The sequence below is a fragment of the Pseudonocardia autotrophica genome (genome assembly GCF_003945385.1).
Lineage (GTDB): Bacteria > Actinomycetota > Actinomycetes > Mycobacteriales > Pseudonocardiaceae > Pseudonocardia > Pseudonocardia autotrophica.
In genome coordinates, this window is sequence record NZ_AP018920.1 from 2873279 (window position 1) to 2896439 (window position 23161).

At 68.2% G+C, this 23161-nt stretch carries 29 protein-coding genes and 1 pseudogene; 14 read left to right on the forward strand and 16 right to left on the reverse strand.

The window, feature by feature from the left end; translation table 11 throughout:
- The first annotated feature begins 52 nt into the window (after window positions 1–52).
- Both Pdca_RS13560 and Pdca_RS13565 read left to right on the forward strand, forming a co-directional pair.
- Window positions 53–274 (forward strand): hypothetical protein, encoded by a 222-nt coding sequence (locus Pdca_RS13560; protein WP_085911460.1) that lies wholly within the window; start codon window positions 53–55, stop codon window positions 272–274.
- A gap of 266 nt (window positions 275–540) precedes the next feature.
- Window positions 541–1287, forward strand: coding sequence for an AAA family ATPase (locus Pdca_RS13565; protein WP_232021559.1), 747 nt, complete (start codon window positions 541–543; stop codon window positions 1285–1287).
- Between the two features lie 282 nt (window positions 1288–1569).
- Here Pdca_RS13565 and Pdca_RS13570 read toward each other — a convergent pair whose 3' ends face one another.
- Together Pdca_RS13570 and Pdca_RS36375 are read right to left on the reverse strand one after the other, a co-directional pair.
- Complete coding sequence (locus Pdca_RS13570; RefSeq protein WP_085911461.1) at window positions 1570–1821, reverse strand: hypothetical protein; 252 nt, start codon at window positions 1819–1821, stop codon at window positions 1570–1572.
- Between the two features lie 267 nt (window positions 1822–2088).
- Window positions 2089–2514, reverse strand: coding sequence for a MarR family winged helix-turn-helix transcriptional regulator (locus Pdca_RS36375; protein ID WP_197719984.1), 426 nt, complete (start codon window positions 2512–2514; stop codon window positions 2089–2091).
- A gap of 88 nt (window positions 2515–2602) precedes the next feature.
- On the opposite strand from Pdca_RS36375, the gene Pdca_RS13580 reads away from it, so the two are divergent.
- The 11 genes and pseudogenes from Pdca_RS13580 (at window position 2603) to Pdca_RS13625 (ending at window position 9707) form a co-directional block, all read left to right on the forward strand.
- Window positions 2603–3667, forward strand: coding sequence for a substrate-binding domain-containing protein (locus tag Pdca_RS13580; protein WP_085911542.1), 1065 nt, complete (start codon window positions 2603–2605; stop codon window positions 3665–3667).
- 53 nt (window positions 3668–3720) lie between these two features.
- Window positions 3721–4005 (forward strand): FmdB family zinc ribbon protein, encoded by a 285-nt coding sequence (locus Pdca_RS13585; protein WP_085911543.1) that lies wholly within the window; start codon window positions 3721–3723, stop codon window positions 4003–4005.
- A 143-nt stretch (window positions 4006–4148) separates the two neighbouring features.
- Window positions 4149–5352 (forward strand): annotated as a pseudogene (fmdA, locus tag Pdca_RS13590) (formamidase).
- Window positions 5349–5573 (forward strand): hypothetical protein, encoded by a 225-nt coding sequence (locus tag Pdca_RS13595; RefSeq protein ID WP_232021560.1) that lies wholly within the window; start codon window positions 5349–5351, stop codon window positions 5571–5573. The pseudogene fmdA and the gene Pdca_RS13595 overlap by 4 nt, the downstream one beginning before the upstream one ends.
- 234 nt (window positions 5574–5807) lie before the next feature.
- Window positions 5808–6041, forward strand: a complete 234-nt coding sequence (locus tag Pdca_RS13600; RefSeq protein ID WP_085911462.1) for a helix-turn-helix domain-containing protein — start codon at window positions 5808–5810, stop codon at window positions 6039–6041.
- Between the two features lie 16 nt (window positions 6042–6057).
- Window positions 6058–6276, forward strand: coding sequence for a hypothetical protein (locus tag Pdca_RS13605; RefSeq protein WP_085911463.1), 219 nt, complete (start codon window positions 6058–6060; stop codon window positions 6274–6276).
- Entirely contained in the window at window positions 6273–6602 is a 330-nt protein-coding gene (locus Pdca_RS13610) for a hypothetical protein (protein WP_085911464.1), read from the forward strand. The genes Pdca_RS13605 and Pdca_RS13610 overlap by 4 nt, the downstream gene beginning before the upstream one ends.
- A gap of 43 nt (window positions 6603–6645) precedes the next feature.
- Window positions 6646–7113, forward strand: coding sequence for a hypothetical protein (locus tag Pdca_RS13615; RefSeq protein ID WP_125911388.1), 468 nt, complete (start codon window positions 6646–6648; stop codon window positions 7111–7113).
- Window positions 7110–8579, forward strand: coding sequence for a hypothetical protein (locus tag Pdca_RS13620; RefSeq protein WP_085911466.1), 1470 nt, complete (start codon window positions 7110–7112; stop codon window positions 8577–8579). The genes Pdca_RS13615 and Pdca_RS13620 overlap by 4 nt, the downstream gene beginning before the upstream one ends.
- 112 nt (window positions 8580–8691) lie before the next feature.
- Window positions 8692–8829 (forward strand): hypothetical protein, encoded by a 138-nt coding sequence (locus Pdca_RS35545; RefSeq protein ID WP_158092079.1) that lies wholly within the window; start codon window positions 8692–8694, stop codon window positions 8827–8829.
- Window positions 8830–9263: 434 nt separating this feature from the next.
- Window positions 9264–9707: a hypothetical protein gene (locus tag Pdca_RS13625; RefSeq protein WP_085911467.1), complete on the forward strand. Its 444-nt coding sequence runs from the start codon at window positions 9264–9266 to the stop codon at window positions 9705–9707.
- A 98-nt stretch (window positions 9708–9805) separates the two neighbouring features.
- Here the strand turns inward: Pdca_RS13625 and Pdca_RS13630 are convergent, their stop codons facing one another.
- From Pdca_RS13630 to Pdca_RS35555, 5 genes are all read right to left on the reverse strand, one after another.
- On the reverse strand, window positions 9806–10153 hold the full coding sequence (locus Pdca_RS13630) for a hypothetical protein (RefSeq protein ID WP_085911468.1): 348 nt from the start codon (window positions 10151–10153) through the stop codon (window positions 9806–9808).
- 99 nt (window positions 10154–10252) lie between these two features.
- Window positions 10253–10528, reverse strand: coding sequence for a hypothetical protein (locus Pdca_RS13635; protein WP_085911469.1), 276 nt, complete (start codon window positions 10526–10528; stop codon window positions 10253–10255).
- Window positions 10529–10617: 89 nt separating this feature from the next.
- Window positions 10618–11556: a M15 family metallopeptidase gene (locus tag Pdca_RS13640; protein WP_158092080.1), complete on the reverse strand. Its 939-nt coding sequence runs from the start codon at window positions 11554–11556 to the stop codon at window positions 10618–10620.
- Window positions 11556–11876, reverse strand: coding sequence for a hypothetical protein (locus Pdca_RS35550; protein ID WP_158092081.1), 321 nt, complete (start codon window positions 11874–11876; stop codon window positions 11556–11558). Before Pdca_RS35550 ends, Pdca_RS13640 begins: the two co-directional genes overlap by 1 nt.
- On the reverse strand, window positions 11873–12763 hold the full coding sequence (locus Pdca_RS35555; RefSeq protein WP_170205949.1) for a hypothetical protein: 891 nt from the start codon (window positions 12761–12763) through the stop codon (window positions 11873–11875). Before Pdca_RS35555 ends, Pdca_RS35550 begins: the two co-directional genes overlap by 4 nt.
- On the opposite strand from Pdca_RS35555, the gene Pdca_RS13645 reads away from it, so the two are divergent.
- Window positions 12753–13010, forward strand: coding sequence for a hypothetical protein (locus Pdca_RS13645; protein WP_125911389.1), 258 nt, complete (start codon window positions 12753–12755; stop codon window positions 13008–13010). The two genes, Pdca_RS35555 and Pdca_RS13645, sit on opposite strands and share 11 nt — an antisense overlap.
- Before the next feature lie 98 nt (window positions 13011–13108).
- Here the strand turns inward: Pdca_RS13645 and Pdca_RS13650 are convergent, their stop codons facing one another.
- From Pdca_RS13650 to Pdca_RS13685, 9 genes are all read right to left on the reverse strand, one after another.
- Entirely contained in the window at window positions 13109–14107 is a 999-nt protein-coding gene (locus tag Pdca_RS13650; RefSeq protein ID WP_158092083.1) for a C40 family peptidase, read from the reverse strand.
- Between the two features lie 41 nt (window positions 14108–14148).
- The gene (locus Pdca_RS13655) at window positions 14149–15132 is read right to left on the reverse strand and encodes a glycoside hydrolase family 16 protein (protein ID WP_125911390.1); all 984 of its coding nucleotides are present in this window, start codon (window positions 15130–15132) and stop codon (window positions 14149–14151) included.
- A 2-nt stretch (window positions 15133–15134) separates the two neighbouring features.
- Entirely contained in the window at window positions 15135–15692 is a 558-nt protein-coding gene (locus Pdca_RS13660) for a sortase domain-containing protein (RefSeq protein WP_125911391.1), read from the reverse strand.
- Window positions 15693–15694: 2 nt separating this feature from the next.
- Window positions 15695–16348 (reverse strand): excalibur calcium-binding domain-containing protein, encoded by a 654-nt coding sequence (locus tag Pdca_RS13665; protein ID WP_085911475.1) that lies wholly within the window; start codon window positions 16346–16348, stop codon window positions 15695–15697.
- 66 nt (window positions 16349–16414) lie between these two features.
- Window positions 16415–16567, reverse strand: coding sequence for a hypothetical protein (locus tag Pdca_RS35560; RefSeq protein ID WP_158092084.1), 153 nt, complete (start codon window positions 16565–16567; stop codon window positions 16415–16417).
- A 2-nt stretch (window positions 16568–16569) separates the two neighbouring features.
- Window positions 16570–17136: a hypothetical protein gene (locus Pdca_RS13670; protein ID WP_085911476.1), complete on the reverse strand. Its 567-nt coding sequence runs from the start codon at window positions 17134–17136 to the stop codon at window positions 16570–16572.
- Window positions 17133–21482, reverse strand: coding sequence for a phage tail protein (locus Pdca_RS13675; RefSeq protein ID WP_125911392.1), 4350 nt, complete (start codon window positions 21480–21482; stop codon window positions 17133–17135). Before Pdca_RS13675 ends, Pdca_RS13670 begins: the two co-directional genes overlap by 4 nt.
- Window positions 21483–21538: 56 nt before the next feature.
- The gene (locus Pdca_RS13680) at window positions 21539–22048 is read right to left on the reverse strand and encodes a hypothetical protein (RefSeq protein WP_085911478.1); all 510 of its coding nucleotides are present in this window, start codon (window positions 22046–22048) and stop codon (window positions 21539–21541) included.
- 70 nt (window positions 22049–22118) lie between these two features.
- Window positions 22119–22961: a hypothetical protein gene (locus Pdca_RS13685; RefSeq protein ID WP_085911479.1), complete on the reverse strand. Its 843-nt coding sequence runs from the start codon at window positions 22959–22961 to the stop codon at window positions 22119–22121.
- Window positions 22962–23161 lie beyond the last annotated feature (200 nt).

Below are 23161 nucleotides of genomic sequence, written 5' to 3' on the forward strand. Positions count from 1 at the left end.
CTGGGTCGTTGGGCTTTATGTCCCCTGCTCGTCCGGACGAAGGATTGATTCGATGAAGAAGTGGATGCGGAACTCGCTGATCACCATGGGTGCCGCGGGCGTTGTGGCCTTCCCGCTGGCCGGGATCGCCTCGGCCGACGAGGGCGACCTGCTGGATGACACGCTCGGCGATGTCGTCGACGTCGTCGCGCCGTCCGACGACAGCGACCGCGGTGGTCTGCCCGCGGTTCTGGAGCTCTCCGACACCGTCGGCGAGGCCGGCTTCATGGGCTAGAGCCGGTACGACCTGCGCAATCGCCACGGCGGCGACCCAGCGGGTGAACGAACCCTTCGGGTAGAAGGGCTCCCCGGACGGCGGCGGCGGTACTTCTACCGCCGCCGTCCCGGCCGTCCCGCGGACTCCCGGTCGGCCTCGCACACACCTCTCGTGTGAGATCATCACCGGAGTGTCGACGTCAGGGCGCTGGAACTGCGGGCCGCCCCGTGCGACAGGTGAGCCGGCGTGGGTTCCGGTGAGAGGCAGTCGACGAAGGGCAGTCGATGAGAGGTGGCCACCGTGCAGGACATTTCATCGGGCGCATCTCTCTCGCCGCTGATGCACCTGCTGAAGGGTATCCGTTCGACCTGCCCGTGATCCGCTGGTTCCGTGAGCGCGGTCCGCTCACCCTGCAGTCGGGCGTCACGTTCCTCGTCGGCGAGAACGGCTCCGGCAAGTCGACTCTGGTCGAGGCCCTGGCCGTCGCACTCCACCTGAATCCGGAGGGCGGATCCCGCTCGTTCCGTTTCGCGTCACGCTCGAGTGAATCTGCGCTGGGTGATCACCTGTTGGTGACTCGGCGCCCCGGACGGGAGCGTACAAGCTACTTCCTGCGAGCGGAATCCTATTACAACGTCGCCACCGAAGTCGAACGACTGGACAAGATCGGCCCCACGCCACTGTTGCCCGTCTATGGCGGATCAGGCCATGAACGCAGCCACGGGGAGTCGTTTCTCGCCTTGCTGAACAACAGATTCGGGCCACGTGGACTCTACCTGCTGGATGAGCCCGAGGCTGCGTTGTCGGTGACCGGCGTGCTCGCCGTCATGCATCGGATCATGGATCTCACCGCGCGCGGGAGTCAGTTCATCATCGCCACTCATTCGCCGATTCTCCTCGCGCTTCCCGGGGCAACGATCCTCGAAATAGGCGATACCGGCACACTGGAGCGGTCGAATTACGATGCTGCGCTTCCCGTGCGGATGACACGAGAATTCCTGCAGCGCCGGATCAGTTCCTGCGGCACCTGAACTGAGCCGCCGGTGCGTTCCCGTGGTCTCCAGGACCCCTCCCCGGTCGGAGTCCGCTCACCACGTGAGCGAATTCCGGAACCAGGCACACCTCGGGGTCACTCGATCTCTCGGCGCCCGGTTCGCCCGGGCGTCGATGGACCCGTCTGTCGGGGGAACTCGCTCACCTGGTGAGCGAACTTCGGCCACCCACTCCTGTCCGCCGCTCCGAGCCGGCGGCGCCCGACCGGCCCGGGTCCTCACGGGGCCTGTCCGAGGCTGCATCGGGCATCGGCGCGATCGCTACGAGGTGCCGGTCATCGCGCTGCGGCGCCGGAACCGCTGTTGAACGCCCTGCTTGGTGGTGCCGTAGAGCTCGCCGATGTCGCTCCACCGGACGCCGGACTCCCGGGCCTGTTGCACCAGTTCGAGCTCCAGCTGCTCGGCGGCCTGTCGCAGTCGGCGACCTGCGGAGATCCGCGCCGTCACCGTGTCCGCGGACTCGACCGCCTCCAGGGCGGCTCGGATCGCCGCACAGCTCGACTCTCCGCTCATGTCGTCAACACCTCCTTGACCATCTCCTGCGTCAAGGAGGTGTTGACTCAGGTGTACACCAGTTTACGACCTGGCGAACGGGGGTGATCATCCATGGGTAAGAAGAAGGACAAGAAGAAGGACAAGAAGGGCAAGAAGAAGAAGAAATGACCTCGCGGCTCGGTGATGCGAGTGTCTGACGGTGCCGCGCCGGCTGTGAGCACGACAGCCGGCGCGGCACCGCCGAGCCCGTCCATCGGACGGGTGATCGCTGAGCGCTCTGTGCGATCAGCCGAGCCGGGACAGCGCTGCGAGTACGGTCCCGGCATCGGCGCCCAGTGCGCCCAGCACCTCGAGTTCGATCTCCGCGACCCGCGGCCGCAGCGCGGCGTGCAGCTCGCGACCCCGGTCGGTGCCGAACACCAGCACCCGTCGCCGGTCGGCGTCGTCCGGCCGCCGGTGCACCAGGCCCCGATCCACCAGCCGGTCGACGATCTTCGTCAGGGTCGGCGCCGGGACCATCGCGTACGCCGCGATCTCCGACATCGGGTGCCCCTCGCCGTCGGCGAGCAGGTCGAGCACCCGCCAGCCGTCGAGGCCGGGTCCGGCGGGCGGCCGGACGATCTCTTCGATCCGCCGCTCCACCCGGTGGGCGGCGCGTCCGAGTGCGGCCGCGGCGGCCGGTGCGCCGGTGCGGGGTTCGGCGGCGGTCACGGGGCCTCCTTCGGTCCGGGCGTTCGGGGTAGTGACGCAATCGCTGTCATCGTAAACACTGTCATCTTCGATCGAAGGGGAGGTGACGGTGCCCACGGCTCCCGCAGTGCTCGACGTCGCCTTCGTCGTGCCCCGCAGCGGCCCGGCTGGGATCCTCGGGCCGGCCTGCGAGGCGTGCGGTGACCTGGCCGCCGCCGAGCTGAACGACGAGGGCGGGGTGCTCGGCCGCGAGATCCGGCTGCTCCCGGTCGACGGGGGCCGGGAACCGTCCGAGGTCGCCGCCGAGGTCGGCGATCTGCTCGACTCCGGGCGGGTGGACGCGGTCAGCGGCTGGCACATCTCCGCGGTCCGGCAGGCGCTCGCCCCGACCGTCGCGGGCCGGGTGCCCTACGTCTACGCCCCCCTCTACGAAGGCGGCGAGACGACGCCCGGGGTGTTCCTGACCGGTGAGACCCCGGAGACCCAGGTGCTGCCCGCGCTGCGCTGGATGGCCGCGGAGCTGGGTGTGCGGACCTGGTGCGTGGTCGGCAACGACTACGTCTGGCCCCGCGGGTCGGCTCGCGCGGTGCGGCGCTTCGTGCGATCGAGCCCGGACGTGCGGGTGCTCGACGAGGTGTTCGTCCCGCTCGGCAGCGAGGACTTCGGCCCGGTGGTCACCCGGGTGCAGCGCTCCGGCGCGCAGGGCGTGCTGATGTTCCTGGTCGGCTCGGACGCGGTCCGGTTCAACCGGGCCTTCGCCGCGGCCGGCGCCGACCGCAGCCGGGTGCGGCTCTCCCCGCTGATGGAGGAGAACATGCTGTTCGCGACGGGTGCCGAGGCCACCCGCGAGCTGTACGCGGCGGCCGGCTACTTCGAGACGCTGGCGACGGCGTCGTCGCTGGACTTCTCGGCGCGCTACGCGGCCCGGTTCGGGGTGCACGGCCCGGTGCCGGGCGCACTCGCCGAGTCCTGTTTCGAGGCGATCACGCTGCTCGGCAGGCTGGCCGGCCGGGCCGGCTCGGTGGATCCCGCCGCGCTGCTCGCGGTCGCCGAGGACACCGGGTTCGACGGCCCGCGGGGTGCGGTCTCGCTGCGCGGCGGGCACCTGCGGCAGGACGTCTACGTCGCCCGCGCCGACGGCCTGTCCTTCGACGTCCTCGCCCGCCTGGCTTGACACCCATACTGTCGATGGACATATTTCCATCCGACAGTACTTCGGAGGTGTCCGTGCCCACCTACACCCATCGCTGCCCCGTCTGCGGCGAGTTCGACCAGATCCGCCCGATGTCGGCCGCCGGGCGGGATGCGTCCTGCCCGGACTGCGGCTCGTCGTCGTCGCGGGCGTTCGGGGCGCCCGCACTGCGCGGCGTCGATCCCGGCCTGCGCCGCGCGCTGGACGCATCCGGCGCCAGCGCCGACACCCCGCAGGTCGTCTCGTCGGTGCCGGGCCGGTCCCGGCGGGCCACGCCCGTCACCCGGGACCCGCGGCACGCCCGGCTGCCCCGGCCCTGACCGACCTGCCGCCGAGCGCCCCGAGCTCGCAGCGAGTGCACCGACACGCGCACCGAGCTCGCACCGAGCCCACCGACCCTGCGCCGCACCCGCACCGATTCCCCGCGATTCCCCGCGAAACCCACCGAACCCAGGAGCCCACCGTGCCCGACGTCGTGTTCACCGTCGACCAGGCGAAGTCCATGCGCGAGCAGGCAGTGCCCGGCCACAACCGCTGGCATCCCGACATCCCGCCGGCCGTCACCGTCCGCCCGGACACCTCGATCCGCGTCGAGTGCCGGGAGTGGACCGACGGCCAGATCGGGAACAACGACTCCGCGAACGACGTCCGCGACGTCGACCTGCGCGGCGCCCACATGCTGTCCGGGCCGATCGCCGTGGAAGGCGCCGAGCCGGGTGACCTGCTCGTCGTCGACATCCTCGATCTCGGCCCGGTGCCGCAGGAGACCGGCCCCGCACCCGGCCAGGGCTGGGGCTACACCGGGATCTTCTCGAAGCAGAACGGCGGCGGCTTCCTCACCGACACCTTCCCCGACGCGTACAAGGCGATCTGGGACTTCTCCGGCCAGAAGGCCACCTCCCGGCACGTCCCCGGCGTCTCCTACACCGGGATCACCCACCCCGGCCTGTTCGGCACCGCGCCGTCGCCCGAGCTGCTGAGCCGCTGGAACGCCCGGGAACGCGCGCTGATCGCCACCGACCCGGACCGGGTGCCCGCGCTGGCCCTGCCGCCGCTGGACGAGGAGGTGCTCGGCGGCACCGCGTCCGGCGACGTGCTGGCCGGGATCGGCCGGGACGGCGCCCGCACCGTCCCGCCCCGGGAGAACGGCGGCAACCACGACATCAAGAACTTCACCCGCGGCAGCCGCGTCTTCTACCCGGTGCACGGGTGACGGCGAGATCACCTTCTGCGGTGCGATCGAGATGGGCGGGTTCATCGACTTCCACGTCGACCTGATCAAGGGCGGGATGGAGACCTACGGCGTCACCACCAACCCGATCCTGATGCCCGGCAACGTCGAACCGCGTTACTCGGAGTTCGTCACCTTCATCGGGATCGGCGTCGACCACACCACCGACACCCAGCTCTACAACGACGCGACCGTCGCCTACCGCAACGCCTGCCTCAACGCGGTCAGCTACCTGGAGAAGTTCGGCTACTCGGGCCCGCAGGCCTACCTGCTGCTCGGGTCGGCGCCGATCGAGGGCCGGGTGTCGGGCGTCGTCGACATCCCGAACGCCTGTTGCTCGCTCTACCTGCCCACCGCGATCTTCGACGACGACATCCGGCCGTCCGCATCGGGACCGGTGTGGAAGGACCGGGGGAGCTGCGCGGTGTCGTCGTGACCGGCTTCGGGCGCGAACAGCCCTACGAGACCTTCGAGATCGGTGAGCTCCCCCTCGCCTGTGGCCGGACGCTGCGTCCGGCCCGGATCGCGTACCGCACCTACGGGACGCTGAACGCCGACCGGTCGAACGCGATCCTGTACCCGACCTGGTACTCCGGGCGGCACTGGGACAACGAGTGGCTGCCGCACGATCCCTGGTTGTGGGTGAGTGACGGGTAGCGTTGTGACCTGCGAGTTTGATGATGGGGCAGGCTGTGTGCTAGCGGGTGAGTTCGAGGTGTGTTGCGGACCGGCTGCGGACTCCCACCCCCGATGATCTAGAACAGTCCGCACCACCGACGCCCCTTTGCATCGCTTGCAAAGGGGCGCTACTCTGCCTCCACCGACGCACCAGACTCCCCCGTCTCCCGCGTTGCACCAACCGCAAAGGTGGAGGCCCTACTGTGCACACTCGTGCCGACCGACGAGGAACTCGAAGCGATGAGCGACGAAGTGCTGATCGCCGGGATCTGGCGATCGCATCACCTCGTGCAGACCGCAGCAGAGATACACGCAGCGGACCGCGGACGCCGCGTCGCGCACCTGCACGACCGGCGAGGCTGGTCCTGGCCGGCGATCGGCCGACACTTCGGCGTGGACCAAGCCACCGCCTACCGATGGGCGAAGCCGCACCTGCAACGCGACTGACCGCCGGGGTGGCCTGATGCCGCCCCGCGCACGCACCACCGGCCCCGAATTCATGACCTCCCCCACCGTCGCCGCCTACGTCGCCGCGGCCCTACAGGAGTCCGCCGACAAGCTCGGCGAACACACAGAGCATGGTGCGCCCGTCCTGACGCCTACCGAGCGGGCGCACCAGTCGATGCTGAACCGGGCGGCCCGCGAGCTGGACGAGTTCCACAACCCCGTGGACGACCAGTGAGCCTGCCAGCGGAGGCGACTGTTCTGCGGTGGGCGTCGACGTTCGCGTTCATCGGGTTCTTCGCCGCCGCCCTCTACATGGTCGGGGCGACGTTGGCGCCGTGGATCGGTGCCGGCGTGACCGGGGCCCTGGCGGTGTCGCTGTGGCTACGGCACATCGAAGAGTCCGGGAACGCCCGCGTCCGCGCCGAGGGGCAGGAGCAGCACGGGTTCCGAGCCGAGGTGGATGGCGCCCCGCAGGGTGCCCGGATCATCCACCCGCGGAACCAACACTCACCCCCCCGAGAGTCACAGTCCACTTCGTACTACGACGACGAGGATGACTAACCGTTCCCGCAGGTCACGCTGCGTGAGTCGAAAGTGAGTCACGGTGACTGACACGAACGGTGATCGAGCAAAAACCGTCGCTAAAGTGTGGGAACTCAGCACAAAACAAGGCATGTCATCCCGCCGGATCGCCGACGAACTCGACATCAGCCAAGCCACCGCCGTCCGCATGCTCCGCGAAGCCGAAGCCGCCGAAGGGTTCATCGACCTCCTCGACAAGGCGGAAGCGCGGGTCGCCCAGGCACTCCGGTTGAACGAGTACATGACGTGGCTGCGGCGACGAATCGAGGAAGGCGCGAAGGCGGAGGTGGTGATCCCGGTGGCGATGCAGGTGGAGAACCGTTGGGCGAAGCTGCACGGGTTGGATGCGCCGTCGCGGGTGGCGGTGTCAGATGACCGCCCGGAGAAGGGGATGGATCCGGCGGTGTTGGCAGCGGTGCGTGAGGCGCAGCAGCGGAATGTGCGGGAGCGCCACGAGTTGGGGGCGCCGGCATCGGAGGGTGAGTCGTGACGACGTCGGTGGCGTTCCCGTCGGGTTTTGATGCGGGCCGCCTGTTGGCGCCGATGATGTCACCGGCGATGGAGTCGAGCAGCCATTATCGGCGGGCGGTGACGGAGACGGACCCGATCCGGTTCGCGCTCACGTTCCTGCCGCATCATTTGTCGTCGTCGTCGACGGGCGGCCAGATCAGTTTGTCGCCGTTCCATCTGGCGATGGCGAAGGTGGCGCGCAGGTGGATGCGGGATGAGCCGCGCCGCGACATTTGGGTGGCCCCTCGCCGAGCTGCAAAGAGCACCTGGCAACACGTGATCCTCCCTCTCTGGGCCCTCGCGCACGGCCACAGGAACACGTTCATGTCGTTCTCCCACAGCTCTGCGCAGGCGCAGAAGCATATGGCGAACCTGCGGACCGAGTTGGCCGGGAACGAGCTGCTGCTCGCGGATTTCCCGGAGTTGCGGCCGGTGCGGGGCAATGGGGCGTCGAACTCGGCTGCGTTGGTGTCGACGCGTGGTGGTCGGGTGTTCGCGACCGGGGGGATGGATTCGGGGGCGTTGGGCACGAAGTTCGGCAGCGAACGCGTCGGGATCTTGTGTCTCGATGACGTGGAGCCGGGGGAGTCGAACTACAGCCCCGGGAAGAAGGAGAAGCGGCTCACGACGCTGCTTGATGATGTGATCCCGATGGGGGAGAAGAACACCGTGGTGTCCCTGTGTGGGACGACGACGATGCACGGGTCGATCATCCACGACGCGGTACAGCATGCGGCCGGTAGGAAGCATGCGCAGTGGGTGGTGGATGAGGAGTTCCGGGTTCATCACTTCTCCCCGTTCGTGGACCATCCGGATGGGTCGCGGTCGTCGATGTGGCCTGCGATGTGGCCTCTTGAGTGGCTGTTGGAGCGGGAGGGGACCCGCCGGTTCGCGAAGAACTACCTGAATGACCCTGCTGCTGCTGCGGATGGCGCGTTCTGGGTGGAGTCGTTGTTCCGGCGGGAGGAGATCCCGACGGTGCGGCGGGTGTTGTCGATCGACCCGGCCGTGAGCACGAACGCGGGTTCGGATTTCACGGCGATCGCCGCGGTGGGTGTGGATGGGTCGGGTCGCCGGTTCGAGGTCGACTATGCCCGCCAGTTCAAGGTGTCCCCGGCGCACCGCCGGGAGGTGGTGCACCGGCTTTGTGTGCAGAACCCGGACATCGACGAGGTGATCGTTGAGCAGAATCAGGGTGGGGACACGTGGCGGGCGATTTTCGAACCGCTGCCGGGTCGGGCCAGGTTGACGTTGTTTTCGGTGCGGGGGTCGAAGGCGTCGCGGTTGGAGAAGCTCCTGGACCGCTACGAGCGGGGTCAGGTTGTGCACGGGCGTCCGGTGCCGGAGTTGGAGGAGCAGGCCCTCGCTTATCCGTCGCCTGCGGTGCACGACGACTTGTTGGATGCGGTGTCGAACGGTGTCGAGCATTTAGCGAGGCAGCGGTGAGCGGCCGTCATCGGCGCCGCGACGCCCACGGTGAGCGTGTGTATGGGGTTCACAGAGTGTCTGGGTGGCGCAGGGTGCGCGCCTGGTTGGTTCGACTGTTCAGGAGGCTGTGATGGGTTGGTTCACGCGGGAGTACGGCGGTAAGGGCTACAAGACGCCGACGACGCAGGACACGAAGAAGTCGTTTGGGCGGGGGAAGCCGGCGCCGTCGAAGGGCTGCTATCCGGCGGGGAAGCCGCGGTGGGCGTGACCGTGGCAGGCTGTGCGGGTGCTTGACCTCGCCTACTCCCGCAATGTGGGGTGTGCCGCCCGTGTCTCTACCACGGGCGGCACACCTGGGCAGTGTGGCAGCCGGGAGGTGTGGGCGGTGCCGTGGCGGTACGAGTTCCCGCGGCCGCATGTGACTCGCCTCTATGTGTGCGAGGAGCACGGGCGGGGTGTGGCGGCTGCGGTGCCGTTGTCGGGGCGGGATCGGGCGATCATCCGGGCTCGCCGCAGGGATCGTCGGGCGCGGCTCGCGCGGGCTGGGCGCCTGGATTTGATCGGAGAAGCTGATGGTTGATGTTGTTGCCCCGGTGGAGTGTCCGGGGTCGCCGACGGGGCGGCACGAGATGGTGTCGAACGGGCCGCACGAGATGAAGTGTGCCCATTGCGGCCACATCGAGCAGTACTAGGCTGCCGGGTATGACGACGACGCTCACGTTCGTGCCGTCCACGGTCCCTGACGTCGAGCTCGCCGACGCGGGCCGGTGGCGTGACCTGGGGGTGACGCACTGGCACATGGGGTCCGACGACATCAACGTGTCGGACGGGAACTTCCGGTACAGCGCGGAACGCTGGCACGGTCTGGTCGGCGCCCGCTACGAGCAGCACTCCGCCGACCCGATGGTGGTGTGGCGGTGGCTGGTCGAGGCCCGTCTGGCGGTACTACGACGGGCGTCGGATCCGGTGATGTCAGCGCGGAAGGCCGGCTGGTCGTCGCCCGTCGAGTGGGAACGGGCGTGCCTGCACACGTGGCGGATGTTGACGACTAGCGGGTTTTCGTCGTCGGGGGTGCTGGTGTCGTCGGGTCGCGCGTGTGACGTGTTCGCGGAGGGTGTGACCGGCGGGGCGTGCTCTAGGCACTGAACGACAAAACGAAGGCCCCCAGCAGACCGTGATGGTCTGCTGGGGGCCTTCGTTTGTACGGTTCAGTTCGATCGTCGGGTGCCGTACACCATTGATGGTCAGGCAGCCACAGTCTGCTTCGGCTCTGGGGCGTCGACCTGGCCGCGGACGATAAACCCGGCGACGATCGCGATCGGGGCGAGGAGCAGCGCCTGCTGTTCCGGGGTCCAGCCGACTCCGAGTCCGACGATGAGCGCGAGGACTGCCTGCGCGGCGCCGACGATCATCGGGAGGAGGTTCTCGGACTTGACGGCTGCGGCGGTGAGTGCCCCGGCGAGTGCGACGGCGCAGGCGTTGATGAGCCCGGCGAGTTCGGGGCTGTCGGTGAGGCCGAGACCGACGACGGCTTGGACGGTGGGGACGAGGAGGGCGAGGAGCAGCATCGCCGGCTCACGCTTGACGCTCATAAGGGGTTGGTTCCTTTCGGCGGGCCGGCGGTCGCCGGTGCGGGTTGGGGGGGGGCCCCGGCGGAGGCTGGGTCGCCGGGGCCACCGTGACGCGCCAGGTCAGTGCTGGGCGTCGTCCTCGTGCGTCTCGCCAGCCTCGTGGTCGGGGTCGGCGGGGTGCTCCAGCTCGTCCTCCGGGGTCTCGTCGGCGAGGTGCTCCAGCCGGGCGGCGAGAGTGTCGAACCCGGCCAGGGCGTCCTGCACGGCCTGGGCGGCGTGGGCGTCGGATCCGGCGAGTGCCTCGTCGAGCTTCGCCTTGAGGCCGCGGATGTCTCCGGCGATGTTGTTGGTGGCGTCGTCGATGCGCTGCTTGAGGTCGTCGGCGTTCAGGGCCATGTCCGCTCCTAGGGTTGCGATGTGTCCGTCGATCCGGTGGAGGATCGAACGATTCGGGATGAGGTACTCCCACCAGCGCATGGCGGGCGTCACTTCTCGTAGGTGGTGAAGATGTGGACGCCGTCGGGGGCGGCCAGGTCGAACTCGATGCCGGACGCGCGGGTACGCAGGTCCATCTGCCAGTCCTCGGCGATCGCGAACAGGTGCCCGCCGGGGGTGAGTGGGTGGTCCCAGTGGTGCATCCGGTTGCGGTTGTTCACGTTCCAGTCGGCGTTGCGGACCCACCAGCGGGCGAGGTGCACGCAGCCGCCGCGGGGGCCGAAGTTGACGCGGATGATCCCTCGTCCGCCCCAGCCGCCGGTGGGGTCGAAGCCGTAGTAGAAGCGTTTCCGCGGCCACTTGCGGGGGTCGGTGACACCTACCGGGGGTTCGGCGGTTTGGATGAACATCTCGGTGTCCTCCTGGTGGGGGCGGCGGGTGGCGACGATGGGAGCGACGGGCTGGGTGACGGCAGGCGGTTGGGGGATCGGTGTTCCGGGTGCGAGTTCCCGCAATGCGAGTGCGGTCATCGCGTCCATCTGGGCGGGGGTGCCCATCGCTTCAAAGTGCATGGCGTCGGGGGTGCCGGTGTAGTGGCCGCCCCACGCGAACCCGTACCGGTTCCACATGGCGGGCATCCACGACGGCATGTTCGTGGTCAGTGGGCGCCGCATCGGGTTGTCGTTCCAGTTGAGGTCGACAGCCAATCCCCACGAGTGGTTCGACGGGGAGCTGGTGCCGCCGATGGGTCGGCAGTTGTAGCCGCCGCACTGGCCGGGCTTGAGCAGATACCCGCGGCGTTCGGTGGCGTCGACGAGGAGGTCGACGAGGCGGGCGATGCGTTTGTGAACGGAGAACCGGGTTCCGGACACGTCGGCGGTGACGATCGCCGTCCCCGATGCTTTCGCGCCGCCACAGGATGGCCATCCGGCTCCCCAGCCACGCTGTGCGGCGGTGCGGGTGTAGTCGCGCAAGTTGATGGTGGCCATCAGGCGTTCCCTGCGTCGATCGCGGCCTGGTCCCGCTCGGTCGGCTCCGAGCTCCACGTGTCGGGGAAGCAGTCCGGTGCGGTGTCGTCTGTGTGGTCGGTGATGTGCGGCCAGGCCGGATCGTGGGCGGGGTCGGTGTACACGTAGTCGTGGCCGTCGGGTAGTTCCGCGGATTCGGTGGCAGCGATCTGCATGTGGTCGGGGATGCCGTCCCCGTTGTCGTCGCGGTGTCGTGCCATCTGCGCCTCCTTGACCGGGTCGAACAGCCGCTCGGCGACGATCTGTTCGTAGATGAGCAGGTGCGGGTAGCGGCGCTTCACGACATGTCCCCGTCACCCGGGCCAGGCAGCAGTGGCCCGCCACAGAAGTCGTCGGGGACGACGATCGGGCGGACCGTGTTGTCGGTGAGCTCGAACCGGATCTGGCAGGTGCCGTCATCAGCGCGTGACGGGTCTCCGATGGTGCGGACCCCAACGCCGGGGTCGCCGACCCTGCCGGCGGGTGGCGGGTTCGCCTGCAGGTAGGCGGCGACCGCGGTCGAGATTTCCTCGCTGGTCGGTGGGCGGCCTGCGTCGCCGCGGGCACCGTCCTGCCCGTCACGTCCGGGGGCGGGTGGGTTCGCCGTGTAGTAGAGGCGGACCGCCGCTTCGATTTCCGTGCTGGTGGGTGGCCTACCGGGTGCGGGTGGGTTCGCGGCGAGGAAGGTGGTGACGGCGGCGGCGACCTCTTGGGTGGTGGGTGCCCGTCCGGCGGGTGGCGGGTTCACGGTGAGGTAGTCGCGGACTGCGGCGGTGAGCGCGGCGGTGTCGGGTAGTGGTGTGGGGGTGCGGGTTTTCGCTGCTTCGGCGGCGGGGCAGACGGGCCCGGTGAGCCTGCCTGCCTGGCATTCCGCGGTGATTTGGTCGGCGAGTGTGAGTTTCTCGGCGACTGCTTCGTCGCGTTGCTGTTCGACGGCTTGCTTTTCGGCGACGGCGGTTTGCTTGTCGGCGCCGGAGGTGAGCGCGTTGATGGTGACGAGCATGGCGAGGACTCCGGCGAGTACCCCGACGATGATCACGTTACGGGTTTTCACCCGGTCTTTGACCTTCTTGTACGCCGGGCCCTTGCCGGGGTTCACGGCCGCCAACGTTGCGGTGTCCGTGACGTCCGTAGGTGGGATGAGTCGGCGGCGGTGGGAGCCGCGTCGACGCAGGATCATGTGCGGCACCTACCTGCCAGATCGCGAGCTGTGCTTCGGCGGTGGCGGCACGGTTTTCCGCCTCATGTCGGAGTGCCCGTTCAGCATCAAGCGCTTGTTGGGCTGTGATGACACGCTGTTCGGCGCGGTCCGCGCGTTCGACCACGGCGGCTATGTCTTTCGCGTGCTGTACGTTTTCGGCTTCGATCGCTTTCGCGTGGGCGGTGTTCTCGGCGAACAGCATGCGGATGAGAACAACAACGAACACGATGAGTAGCCCACCGGCTCCTGCGGACAGGAGTTGCGGGGACAGGGTGAGGAGCTCGACCACACGGGCCCCCTCCAATGTCGTGCGGCCATGCTTGAAGAGGGGGGTTAGGGGGTGCGGCCGAAGGTGATCCCGCTGTACACGTCCCGGATCGTTACGACGGTTCCGGGCTGCGACGCTTCGATGATTTTGTTGCCGCCGAGGTAGATACCGGTGTGGGTGGCGGTACCACCGTTCGGGGACCAGAAGAACAGGTCACCAGGCTGGGCGTCGGACTGCCGGATGGGGGTGACCCATGTCTGTAGGGCTCGTGCGGTGCGGGGCGGGTCGATCCCGGCAGCCTTCAAGGCGACGTTGACGAGACCGGAGCAGTCCACCCCGCTCGCTGTGGTGCCACCCCACACGTAGGGGACACCGAGGAGCTGCTGTGCAGCGTCGGTGACAGCGTTCCCGGCCGTGGTGCTCGACCCGCCCCCGCCGCTGGTCACCGGTGCTGCGGCAGGCTTCCCAGACGGCTTTCCGGGGGTGATGCTCGACGGCGCCGGGTCAGGCTTCGCATGCTTCGGCTTCGACGGCTTAGCAGGCTTGTCTGGGACCGCGAGTTCGGCGATCTGCTCCGGCTCAGCCCGAGGTGCAGGCGGGACGGGGGTGACCGGCTGAGGGCGCGGCGCGACCTCCTCATGCCTCTGCTCCGGCTCGGCGACTACAGCCTGCGGAACCTCCGACGAGATCCGGTCACCCCAACAGCCCTTCGACGCGTTCCAGTCCGCCAGGCTGCCGCGGTTGGTGGCGATGCGCTGCGCCACGACCAGCTGCTCCGCCTTACTCGCGAGGAGCGCACGGGGAGCGAACTCCAGGCCGCCGTTCGCCCTCCACGTCCCGTCGATGATCTGCCAGTAGCCGGACGCGGAGGAGCCGCTGCTGTTCTCGACGTTCCGGTTGTCGGACTCGCATTCGGCGATGACATCCCACGCGGACTGCTGCGCATAGGCCTGCTCGGGGGTGGCGCTGCCGGCGCCGAGAGCGAACGCGCCGGTGGTGCCGAGGACCGTGAGGTTCCGGGCGGTGTGGGTGGGTTTGCGGTGACGTCCACGGTAGCGCGCCATGAACCACTCCTCGGGAGCGCAGTGCTGGGCTGGCCGGGTGGTCAGCTCAGGGCGTAGGTGGCGACCCAGTCGACCTCGTAGGTGGCGGGGTTCAGACCGTTCGGCACGTCGGCGTCCAACTGGATCGTCAGATGACCTGATGGCATGCCGGTGATGTTGTGGCGGTCGAAGTGGAACCACTCGACACCGTTCGCGTACCCCTTGAGGTGCTCGGGGGTCCATTCGAACGCGATGTTCTGCCACTGGCTGGTGTCGACGCCGTCGAGGCGTGCTTCTTCCTGCCGGTACGGCTGGTGGCCGGGCAGATGAAGGAAAGCTTGCAGGTGGTTCACACCGGGGGCCGGGTTCTCGAAGAAGTCGTACTCACCGTGGTCGGGCCAGAGGTTCGACGTCGGCCACACGATCAAGAGTGGTCGAAGAGGGGTGCCGCCGATGTCCTCCTGCGAGGAACGGACCCGTGCTTCCCAACGTCCGTACTGCTGGTCGAACGTCGACGCGAGCCCAGCGGAGTCACCGTTCGCGAGACCGGTCAGGATCAGCTTCCCATCCTGGACGGTGACCCGCTCCGGGGTGCGGCGCCCGTTCCCGTCGTGCCCGGCCGAGTCGTACACGGACCACTTCGCCGTGTCCAAGCTGGTGCCGTTGAAGTCGTCGGACGCTTCGGGGATCGGTGCACCCCACCCGTGGAGCTGCGCGGCGGTGGTTCCTGCACCCTGCGACGGTGTTCCCGACACGGGAGGCGGCGACTCAGGCGGCGCTGTGGTGCCCGGAGACGACACGGGCGGCTTGCCTGGTGCAGGCTTGCTCGGCTTCACCGGGGCGTTCGACGGTGCAGGCTTGACCGGCCCAACCGTGCGGCACTCCACCACTGGCGCCGGTCCAACCGGCGGGGTCGGCTTCCCTGCAGGCGCGACGGCGGTGGCGGTTGCGGTGGACGCGGCGAGGATGACAGCTGCGACCGCGGCGCCGCCGAGGACCGCGCGAGGGGAACGCGGCTGGCTGGTGGGGCGTGCATGTCTGGCCATGATCATGCCTCCGTCGCGTACACGATGACCTGCGCTTCGTAGGACTCTGCGACCGGATCCCACGTCCCACCGCAGGTGACCAGCCGCAGCGTGTCGCGGTCGGTGTCGCCGTACACGTCGCGGGTGGGGAAGTCGGTTTTGTCGATGGTCTGCACCCTGTCCACCTGGTAGGTGGTGGTCCCGGTGGAGGTGGGGACCTGGATGTCGTCGCCGGGTGCGAGTTCGTGCAGTCGTGCGAACACCCCGTCGAGGCCACCACCGTTCACATGCCCCAACAGCACGGTCGGCCCGGCCTCGCCGACACCGGGTCCGGGGGTGTACCAGCCCAGCAGCTCCGGGGAATCGACGGGTGGAACCTCCACGGCGCCGTTGTCGTCGACAGCAAGCCCCATCACCTCATCCACCGACACGTCGATGGTGGGGATGTGCAACCCGACCGGTGCTGGGTTGACGGGTGCCGCCTGCGGTTCCGGCCAGCCGCTGCCGCTCGTGCACGCCGCCGTCATCACGGCGAGGCAGGCGACCAGGATGACGGTGAGGCGCAGCCCAGCCCGCGCCACGATCACATCTGCCCGGTCTCAGCGGCCCCCGAGGGGACGATGCTGGTCTGGCTGTAGTCGCCGGCTGTCTCGCCGTTCAGGACCGGGTTGTACAGCTTCCCGCCGTCGACGTCTTCGCAGCCGATACCGTTGCTGTTGGCGTCGAGGCCGTCGTGGAAACCACGATCGGTGACGTAGACGGGTGCGGCTCCGGCGGCGCGGGCGGCGTCACAGTTGGCCCACTGGAACGGCGCATCGTCGTTGGGGGTGGACGGCTGCGGGGAGAGTGACGCACCGGTGGTGGGCTCCGGGTCGACGGGGCTGGTCGGCTCCGGGATGGCTGTCGGGTCAGGCTCGACCGGATCAGGCTCCGGGTCCGAGGTAGGGGTTGGATCGACCGTCGGCTCCGGCTCCGGGTCAGCAGCGCAGCCGAGAACATCCAGGACCACACCGATGCTGGTGCCCGCGCTGATACCGGGGGGAGTGGGAACGGCGAGCGCGACCCGCGTCTGCAGCTCGACAGTGAGATCGTCGACGATGGTGACGTCGGCGGCGGCGAGGTCCGCGCACAGCTCAACGTCGGTGTCCTGTGCCCACGCGGCCGGCGCGAACAACAGAGCCGCGGCGACGGGGGCGGCGACGAGGGTGGCGGTGCGGCGTCTGAGCGTGATGGTCAAGGCGGATGCCCTTTCTGGACATGACGACGCCCCGCACCCATGACGGGTGCGGGGCCGGGAGTGTGGCTAGTCGGTGGCCTGGTTCGCGTTTCGTGCGGCGGCGAGTTCGTTGCGGAGCTGCTTCACCTTGATCGCGGCCTGCACGGCCTGCTCGAGCAGTTCCCGGCCGTGCGCGGTGAGGTGCTCGGAGATTTCCTCGATGGTCAGGGAGTCGTTCACTGTTAGGTCTCCTCGTAGGGCGGCAGGTAGGTGTAGAGCCCGTCGGCATGCAGCGTGATCGGGCTGCTCCCGGAGGGAACGACAGTGGCGGTGACCGTGAGCCGGATCGTGCACCCGGTGTCGGTGACCGACCCATCGACCAGTGCGGCGGACACGGAGCCCTGCCAGGCGATGCTCAGGTCCATGCGCGACAAGGCCGCTTCGACCGGGGCGAGCGGTGTCGTGGTCCAGGTGACCGGGTAGTTGTAGGTACCGGCGGACAGGATCCCACTGGTGATCATGTGCCGGGCGCGGACGGAACGCAGCTGGATCGCGCGAGTGCGGCGGATCGCCTCATACAGCAGCGCGACCTGCGTAGCCAGGTCGACACCGCCGGTCGGATCGAGCACTTCGGCGGGCAGATCGGTGGTGTCGACCTCGAGGATCTCCCGCGGCGGGATAATCACCGGCTCCGGCTCGTCGTCGTCCCCGGTCGGCTCCGGGGTGTAGGTGTAGCCGGGGATGACCCGCTTGCGGACGACGGCGTCGAGGACGGCGCGGAGCGCGTCGAACGGGACGGGGGCGGTCATGCCGCCACCAGCTTCGGCCTGCCTGCGACGTGGGCGCGAAGTTCAGCCAGTTCACGGCGAAGGTTGTCGATCTCCACGATATGACGTCTCGTGCCGCCCCACAGAACCGCCAGGGCCCCGTAGATGTCAATGCCCCACGAGTCCTGGTCCTCGTTGTAGACGAGGACCTCGTCAGGCATTTCGTCGACCATCAAACCGAGCTGGTCAGGGTTGGCCCGACCAGGAACGAGGGTCCCCCGCTTCTTGTAGCGGTACCAGTCAGCGGCGCTGATGACCCCGATCGGGTCGAACGGTTCAGCTTCGATGTCAGTCTTCGCTCTCCGCTCGGAGTTCGTGACGAACGTGTTGGCACCGATGTTGATCCAAGTGGTGTCGTTGATCACCGACAGCGCACCTGTGTCGTACTGGATGTAGGAGAAGCGGTTGACGCATCCGGCCTTGACGTTGCCGTCCCTGTTCGATCCCGACCCGAAGATCGAGAACACGGCACGCTGGATGAACACGTTCGCGTTGTCGGTGGCGCCGAGCCGGATGATCCCAGAGTCGCCCTGGCTGCTGTATGGGGCGCAGGTGACGTGCACTCGGGGGCCGCCGATACCTGCCTGATGGATCTCTGTGATGACTGTCGAGGACACAGTGCCTTGCTCGATCTCGTTGGAGAACGCGAGCCGCGCATAGTTCGGGAACACGGCGACTTCACCCGACTGCTGGTCACCGCGGGGTGAGAACGCTTTCATGACTAGGCCGGCCTGGTTCGGGTGCACGGGCGAGACCGATGTGAGGGTCTTGATGCGCCCGTACTGGTTCGTGGACGCCGGGTAGAAGCGGATCTCGTCGGGCTGTGTGCCGTTGGGGTTGAACACCAGCCGCAGCCCTGTCGTGAGGCTGGTCCGGTACTCGCCGGAGATCATCGCGGAGCCGTTCGCCGACGACATCTGGACGGTCATTGCCCCGGCCGAGTTGTAGAGCCGGAACCCTGCGGAGTCCATCTCGGAGCGGGCCCCGGTGGTGCCGGTGGCGATCTTCCCGGTGCCGATGATCATGGAGGCTTCGAGAATGCCAGCGGTCAGCTTCCCCACCGACAAGTTCTGGATCTTCGCGTCGGTCACCGCGAGGTTCGCGATCTTCGCTGTCACCACTGCGGCGTCAGCCAGCTTCACCGACCCGACCGCACCGTCGAAGATGTCCGGGGACAACACCTGCCCCGGCACCGCCGACCCCTGCCCCGACGGATCCGACGCGTTGTCCAGCCGGTCCACCGCCACCAGACGACAGAAGTACGTCGTCTCATAGTTCAGGGACGTACCGTCCGGCAACTGCGAATAGGTGTAGGTGCCCTTGCCGAAGATGTGATCGGCCAGCGTCGACTCATCCGGCGTGAACATGCTCGACGTGCTGATATGCAGCTCGACCCACTTGAAATCCGGGTACGCCTGCAACATGTCCGCGCCATCTTCGGTGAGACCATCCCACCTGAAATCGATCAACCCCAGGCTGCCGCCACCCACCGGCGCAGACGGCACACCCGGCGGGTCCGTGTCCGACTCCGTCGTATGCACCGTCGAACCGGTCGCCCACTCCGACGACCGACCGGACCGGTTGTAGGCGCGCACCCGATACCGGATCGGCAGATTCACCGCCGTCGTCCACTGCGCCGACGTGGCCTGCGCACCCACATCAGCGGCGAACCGCCACGCCTCCCAGTTCGCCTCCTCCGTCCACTCCACCCGGAACCCCTGCAGGTCCGTGAGCGCCGTCCCGTTCGTGTTGATCGTCGGAGCGAGCCACCCCAGATTGACGACCGCATACGCGTCGATACCGGTGTTGAAGGCCCCCGACGAGATGACCAGCCCGGTCGGGGGCATCGGGAACCCCGTGTGCGACTCACCAGGCTCCGACGTGCCCGTGACAACCTCACCGGAGGAGATCGCGTCCAACTGCTGGCGCTGGCGCACTACCTCGTCGACGAACGCGTCGTTCAACGTGACGGTGGCGGTCATCTGCCGTTCGGCGTTGACCGTCAGTGACCACTCCACGACCCGGTAGCGTTCCAGGTCGGTTGCGGTCTGCGAGTACACCCAGTCGCCGATATCGAACGCCACCACCGGGCGCGGCTCGCCAGGCACCAGGGCGAGACCGTGGGTGACTTCGAGAGTCCCGTCCTTCTCGCTGCCGAGCCGGCGCTGCGCGTACGCCAACACGGCGTCCTCGGTGGTGAGGTTCTGCGACGACGTCCACCCCTCGATCCGGCGACCGCGCCGGGACTGCGCATCCAAGCTGTTGGTGTCCGCGTACACGCCCTCCGCGCCGACAGCGCCCATCGCCGTCGACGACGACCGGATCGACCACTTCCGGGGGGCCTCAGCGATGTTGCGGGATGCGCGCAGCACCACCGGCCGTAGCCCGACGGTGCGGTCCACGCCGCGGCCTTCGGCCCGATACAGGTTCAGGCACTGCTGCGTCCCGGTCCAGGTGACAGACCACTCCACCCGGCCCAACGAGGCGAGCATGTTCAGGACGGACTCGTAGGTGGCGCCCGGCGACACCCGCGCCGACACCTGCTGCGTCCACGCCACCCCGCTGGAGTCGTGGGTGCCGGTGAAGCTCGTCGTGATATCGGTGAGCGCGCCCCGCGACCTGGCCTGCGCCAGCAACAGATGCATCGCGTCACCGGGGGACGCGGCGGCCAGGACGAGTTCCCGCTTCGGGTCAGCCAGGACGGGGATGTCGGCGGCGTTCGCCTTGACCGCGTCCAGCACCTTCTGCGGCACCGACAGGGTCGGGCCGTCCTCGCCGCCCTCGGTGGGAACGAACCCGAGCGGCCCCACCAGTCGCGTCCACTGCGGGCCGGTGACGTCAGTCTGCTTGACAGACACGTTGTCGCCGAGGCTGATCTCACCGACCAACGGCTGCGGCCACACCCGCGCCTCAGCCATACGCAGCTCAGCGAAACCGCCGGCGAACTGCCACAGCTCATCCTCTTCGGCGACATCATCACCGGCGGCTTCCTGCAGGTAGCCGCGCCGCGCACCCAACGGTGACCCGGTCGTCCAAATCTCGACCTCAAGGTCACGGTCCGCGGCGACCGCAGCAGCGAGCAGGTGCGCGTTGACACCAGCCTTCGGGTAGGTGAGCCCGATCGTGCCGGGCCCGTTCCTAGTCGGGGCGAGGTTCAGCTCAGTGAAGTCGGGGAGGGCGTGGAGCGCACCGGTGCCCGGGTTGACCGCCCAGATGGAGGCGAGGAGATCGCCGTAGCGTTCCTGGACGACCGCGCCTTCGGACAAGGTCCACGAGTCCCCGACTACGAGCTGCGCGTCGATGTGCAGGGTTTCGTCGACGGCGGCGGCATCGGCGGCGACGTTGATGATCGTGACGTCATCGGCGACACCGAACGGGACGTCGGCGACGGTGAACGACGCCTCGACGTGCGGGGACTCAGTAACGGTGCCACTGTCCGACACGCCCAGGGAGGCGTCGAACGCCACCAGCTCGGTGGTGGTGGTCGTTTCCTGCGGGGCCGTGTCAGCGTCCGCGAACGCAGCCTCAGTGACCGTGAGCGTGTCGTCGCGGTCGATGGGGATCCCCACCGCCACCGACTCGGAGATCGTGGTCGTGTCCGCCGCCTGGACAGTGACCTGCTGGGATGCGGCCTCGGTGACGGTGAGCCCATCCGACACCGGTACCGGGATGTCGGTGGCGACTGCTTCGCGGAGCGCGAACGACGCAACCTTGCCGGCAGAACCGGAGTTCGACACGGTCGCAACGCGAGTACCGGTCGCACCAGTATTGCGGGTTTCCGCGGCGACGAGCCCGTTGTTGAAAATCGCGGAGCGTTGGATGACCGCCGACATCAGAGCGGGCGCAGTCCAGGCCGTGTTCTGCGACGTGTTGTAGTACTGCGACGTGAACACGCCCACGAAGAGGCAGTTGTTCGTCGTCAACGTCCGCGTGGGCAGCGTGTGGCTGGTGGCGTTGGGTGTTCCCTGCGCGGCGAACGAGTCCGCAAAGATGCTTGTGGTGTCCACCCCGCGGACGGCGATCAGGAACAGAACGTTGTTCGCGTTCGTCGACGCCCCGAACGTGTAACTCGCCGGCTCAGCACCCGGGTTGGTGACAACGCGGGTGTACACCACGATCCGAGGGGCGGTCGCGTCCGCAGGCTGGGACACGTCGACCGCAGCCTGAGTGAACCCGGTGGCGGCGGAGTGGTTGGTGCTGCCGCTGTAGGAGTAGTGCTGCACCCCGAGCAGGACGTCGCCGGCTGCCAGCCCTGTCGGCACGTTGACGGTGATGGTGGGCTGGACGTCCACTGCTGCGGAGGTGGCACCGACGATCGTGATCGGCACTGGCGATACTCCCTACCCGGGTTGTGCTGTGGAGTTGTCCGACCTCGGACGGGGTGCTAGCCGGCCGAGAGTGTGAGCGACGCGATCCAGGTCGCCTGGTTCGTCTTCGTGCCCATGTTGGTGACGAGCCGGTTGAACAGGACACCGGCGGAGGCGTGGTTGACCAGTCCGATTTCCCGCCATTCACCGTTCGCGACAGAGGTGCCGAACGATGCTTGGTAGGTGATGGTGTTTGTCGCGATCACGGGTGCGCCGGTGACCTGCTGGCGGCCACCGGTGTGCTGGGTCTGCAGCGTGGTGTCGGAGGCAGCGGCAGCGGTCGTGCCGGACCCGACAGCGATGCGGGCGTTCGACGCGTTATACACGGTCCCCGACCCACCCGACAGCAGCGTCCACATCAGGTTCGCACCCGCAGTCAGCAGCAGATTCGGCTCCGTATCCACCACCTCGTACGGAGTTGCCCGAGTCAGGTCGTCGTCGGCGTGGAACTTCTCGATGCGGGCCCGGCCTTCGAGGACGATCGCGCCGCACTGGCGGGCCAGGTCGATCGCCTCAGACTTCGACATGCGGGTGGACCTCTGAATGGCCACAGTGTCAACGACAGTGGCGCGCTCAACGTTCACAGAACTACTCCCTCTACGGGTTGAAGTACTTACGGGCCGCGGTGATCCGCGCCGCCGCCGCACCGCCACCGGTGTGCGACAACTCCACCTCGAACGGGGTGCGGGTCGGGTCCAGCTCGAACCAGTTCGGGCCGCCCGCCCACTCGACCTGCCGCAGATCCGGGGACCACGGGGTTCCGGTCCCGGCCGACGCCTGGAACGTGGTCGTGTTGAGCACGAGCTGACGGCCGGCGGGGATGACGCCGTGCCACTGCACGGTGCGGTCGCCGTGGACGAGCAGCGGATTCGAGATCGGCCCCAGGAACGTCACCAGGAGATCAGTCATGGGTGCGGTCGCGTCCGCGAACTCGGTGAGCTCCACCGATGTCCCCGACGGCCCGACGAGTTCCTGGGTGTACTGCTCTTCGTCAGCCCAGAACGGTTCGGGGGCGACGAGAGGGACAGCGAGCGTGGCCGCCGCCGGTGCGGACCGGTGCCATATGACGGTGGGGGGTTCCGCGGCGAGTTCGACGTTGAGGATGCGGGAGCCTTCGTCGTCCCAGGAGTGGACGAGCTGCACATTCGCCCCGGCGAAGATCCGCTTCAATCGGTCGATGTTCAAGCTGAGTTGCCGCTCCGAATCCGCGACCATCGCACCGGTGGCCGGGTCGATGCCTTTCACCCAGAACGGCAGCACCAGCTCCGTCGCTGTGTACCGCTTGTTCGCGGTGCGGATGTCGCCGTGGAGACGGGGGACGGTGACGTTGGAGCCGCGGATCCCCGGCCCGACGGCGAGGCTGGAGAAATCCTCCAGCCAGCACCATCCGGTGGTGGGCATCAGGTCATGGCCGTTCGCCGCAAGCTGGTGGCTGCTCACTTGACGCTCCTCCCGCCAGAGAACAGACCCAACGCTGCTGCTCGCCTGTTGGCCATCGCGACTGCTTCGGCTGCTCGTCCGAGCTCAGCGACCGCAAAGTTCTGCGTGATCTCGACGCCTCGTGTTGCGAGCGCATCGCGCAGTGCCCGCACCTCGGTGAGCAACGCAGTGTTCGTGCCGTTGTCTCCGCCTCGGATGGT

Coding starts and splice junctions, on each gene's coding strand:
- Pdca_RS13645 (WP_125911389.1), top strand. CDS start 12,753: ATGTGCGGCACCTACCTGCCAGATCGCGAGCTGTGCTTCGGCGGTGGC.
- Pdca_RS13565 (WP_232021559.1), top strand. CDS start 541: ATGAGAGGTGGCCACCGTGCAGGACATTTCATCGGGCGCATCTCTCTC.
- Pdca_RS13560 (WP_085911460.1), top strand. CDS start 53: ATGAAGAAGTGGATGCGGAACTCGCTGATCACCATGGGTGCCGCGGGC.
- Pdca_RS35545 (WP_158092079.1), top strand. CDS start 8,692: ATGGGTTGGTTCACGCGGGAGTACGGCGGTAAGGGCTACAAGACGCCG.
- Pdca_RS13655 (WP_125911390.1), bottom strand. CDS start 15,132: ATGGCCAGACATGCACGCCCCACCAGCCAGCCGCGTTCCCCTCGCGCG.
- Pdca_RS13625 (WP_085911467.1), top strand. CDS start 9,264: ATGACGACGACGCTCACGTTCGTGCCGTCCACGGTCCCTGACGTCGAG.
- Pdca_RS13630 (WP_085911468.1), bottom strand. CDS start 10,153: ATGAGCGTCAAGCGTGAGCCGGCGATGCTGCTCCTCGCCCTCCTCGTC.
- Pdca_RS13635 (WP_085911469.1), bottom strand. CDS start 10,528: ATGGCCCTGAACGCCGACGACCTCAAGCAGCGCATCGACGACGCCACC.
- Pdca_RS13650 (WP_158092083.1), bottom strand. CDS start 14,107: ATGGCGCGCTACCGTGGACGTCACCGCAAACCCACCCACACCGCCCGG.
- Pdca_RS13670 (WP_085911476.1), bottom strand. CDS start 17,136: ATGACCGCCCCCGTCCCGTTCGACGCGCTCCGCGCCGTCCTCGACGCC.
- Pdca_RS13640 (WP_158092080.1), bottom strand. CDS start 11,556: ATGGCCACCATCAACTTGCGCGACTACACCCGCACCGCCGCACAGCGT.
- Pdca_RS13680 (WP_085911478.1), bottom strand. CDS start 22,048: ATGTCGAAGTCTGAGGCGATCGACCTGGCCCGCCAGTGCGGCGCGATC.
- Pdca_RS13570 (WP_085911461.1), bottom strand. CDS start 1,821: ATGAGCGGAGAGTCGAGCTGTGCGGCGATCCGAGCCGCCCTGGAGGCG.
- Pdca_RS13605 (WP_085911463.1), top strand. CDS start 6,058: ATGCCGCCCCGCGCACGCACCACCGGCCCCGAATTCATGACCTCCCCC.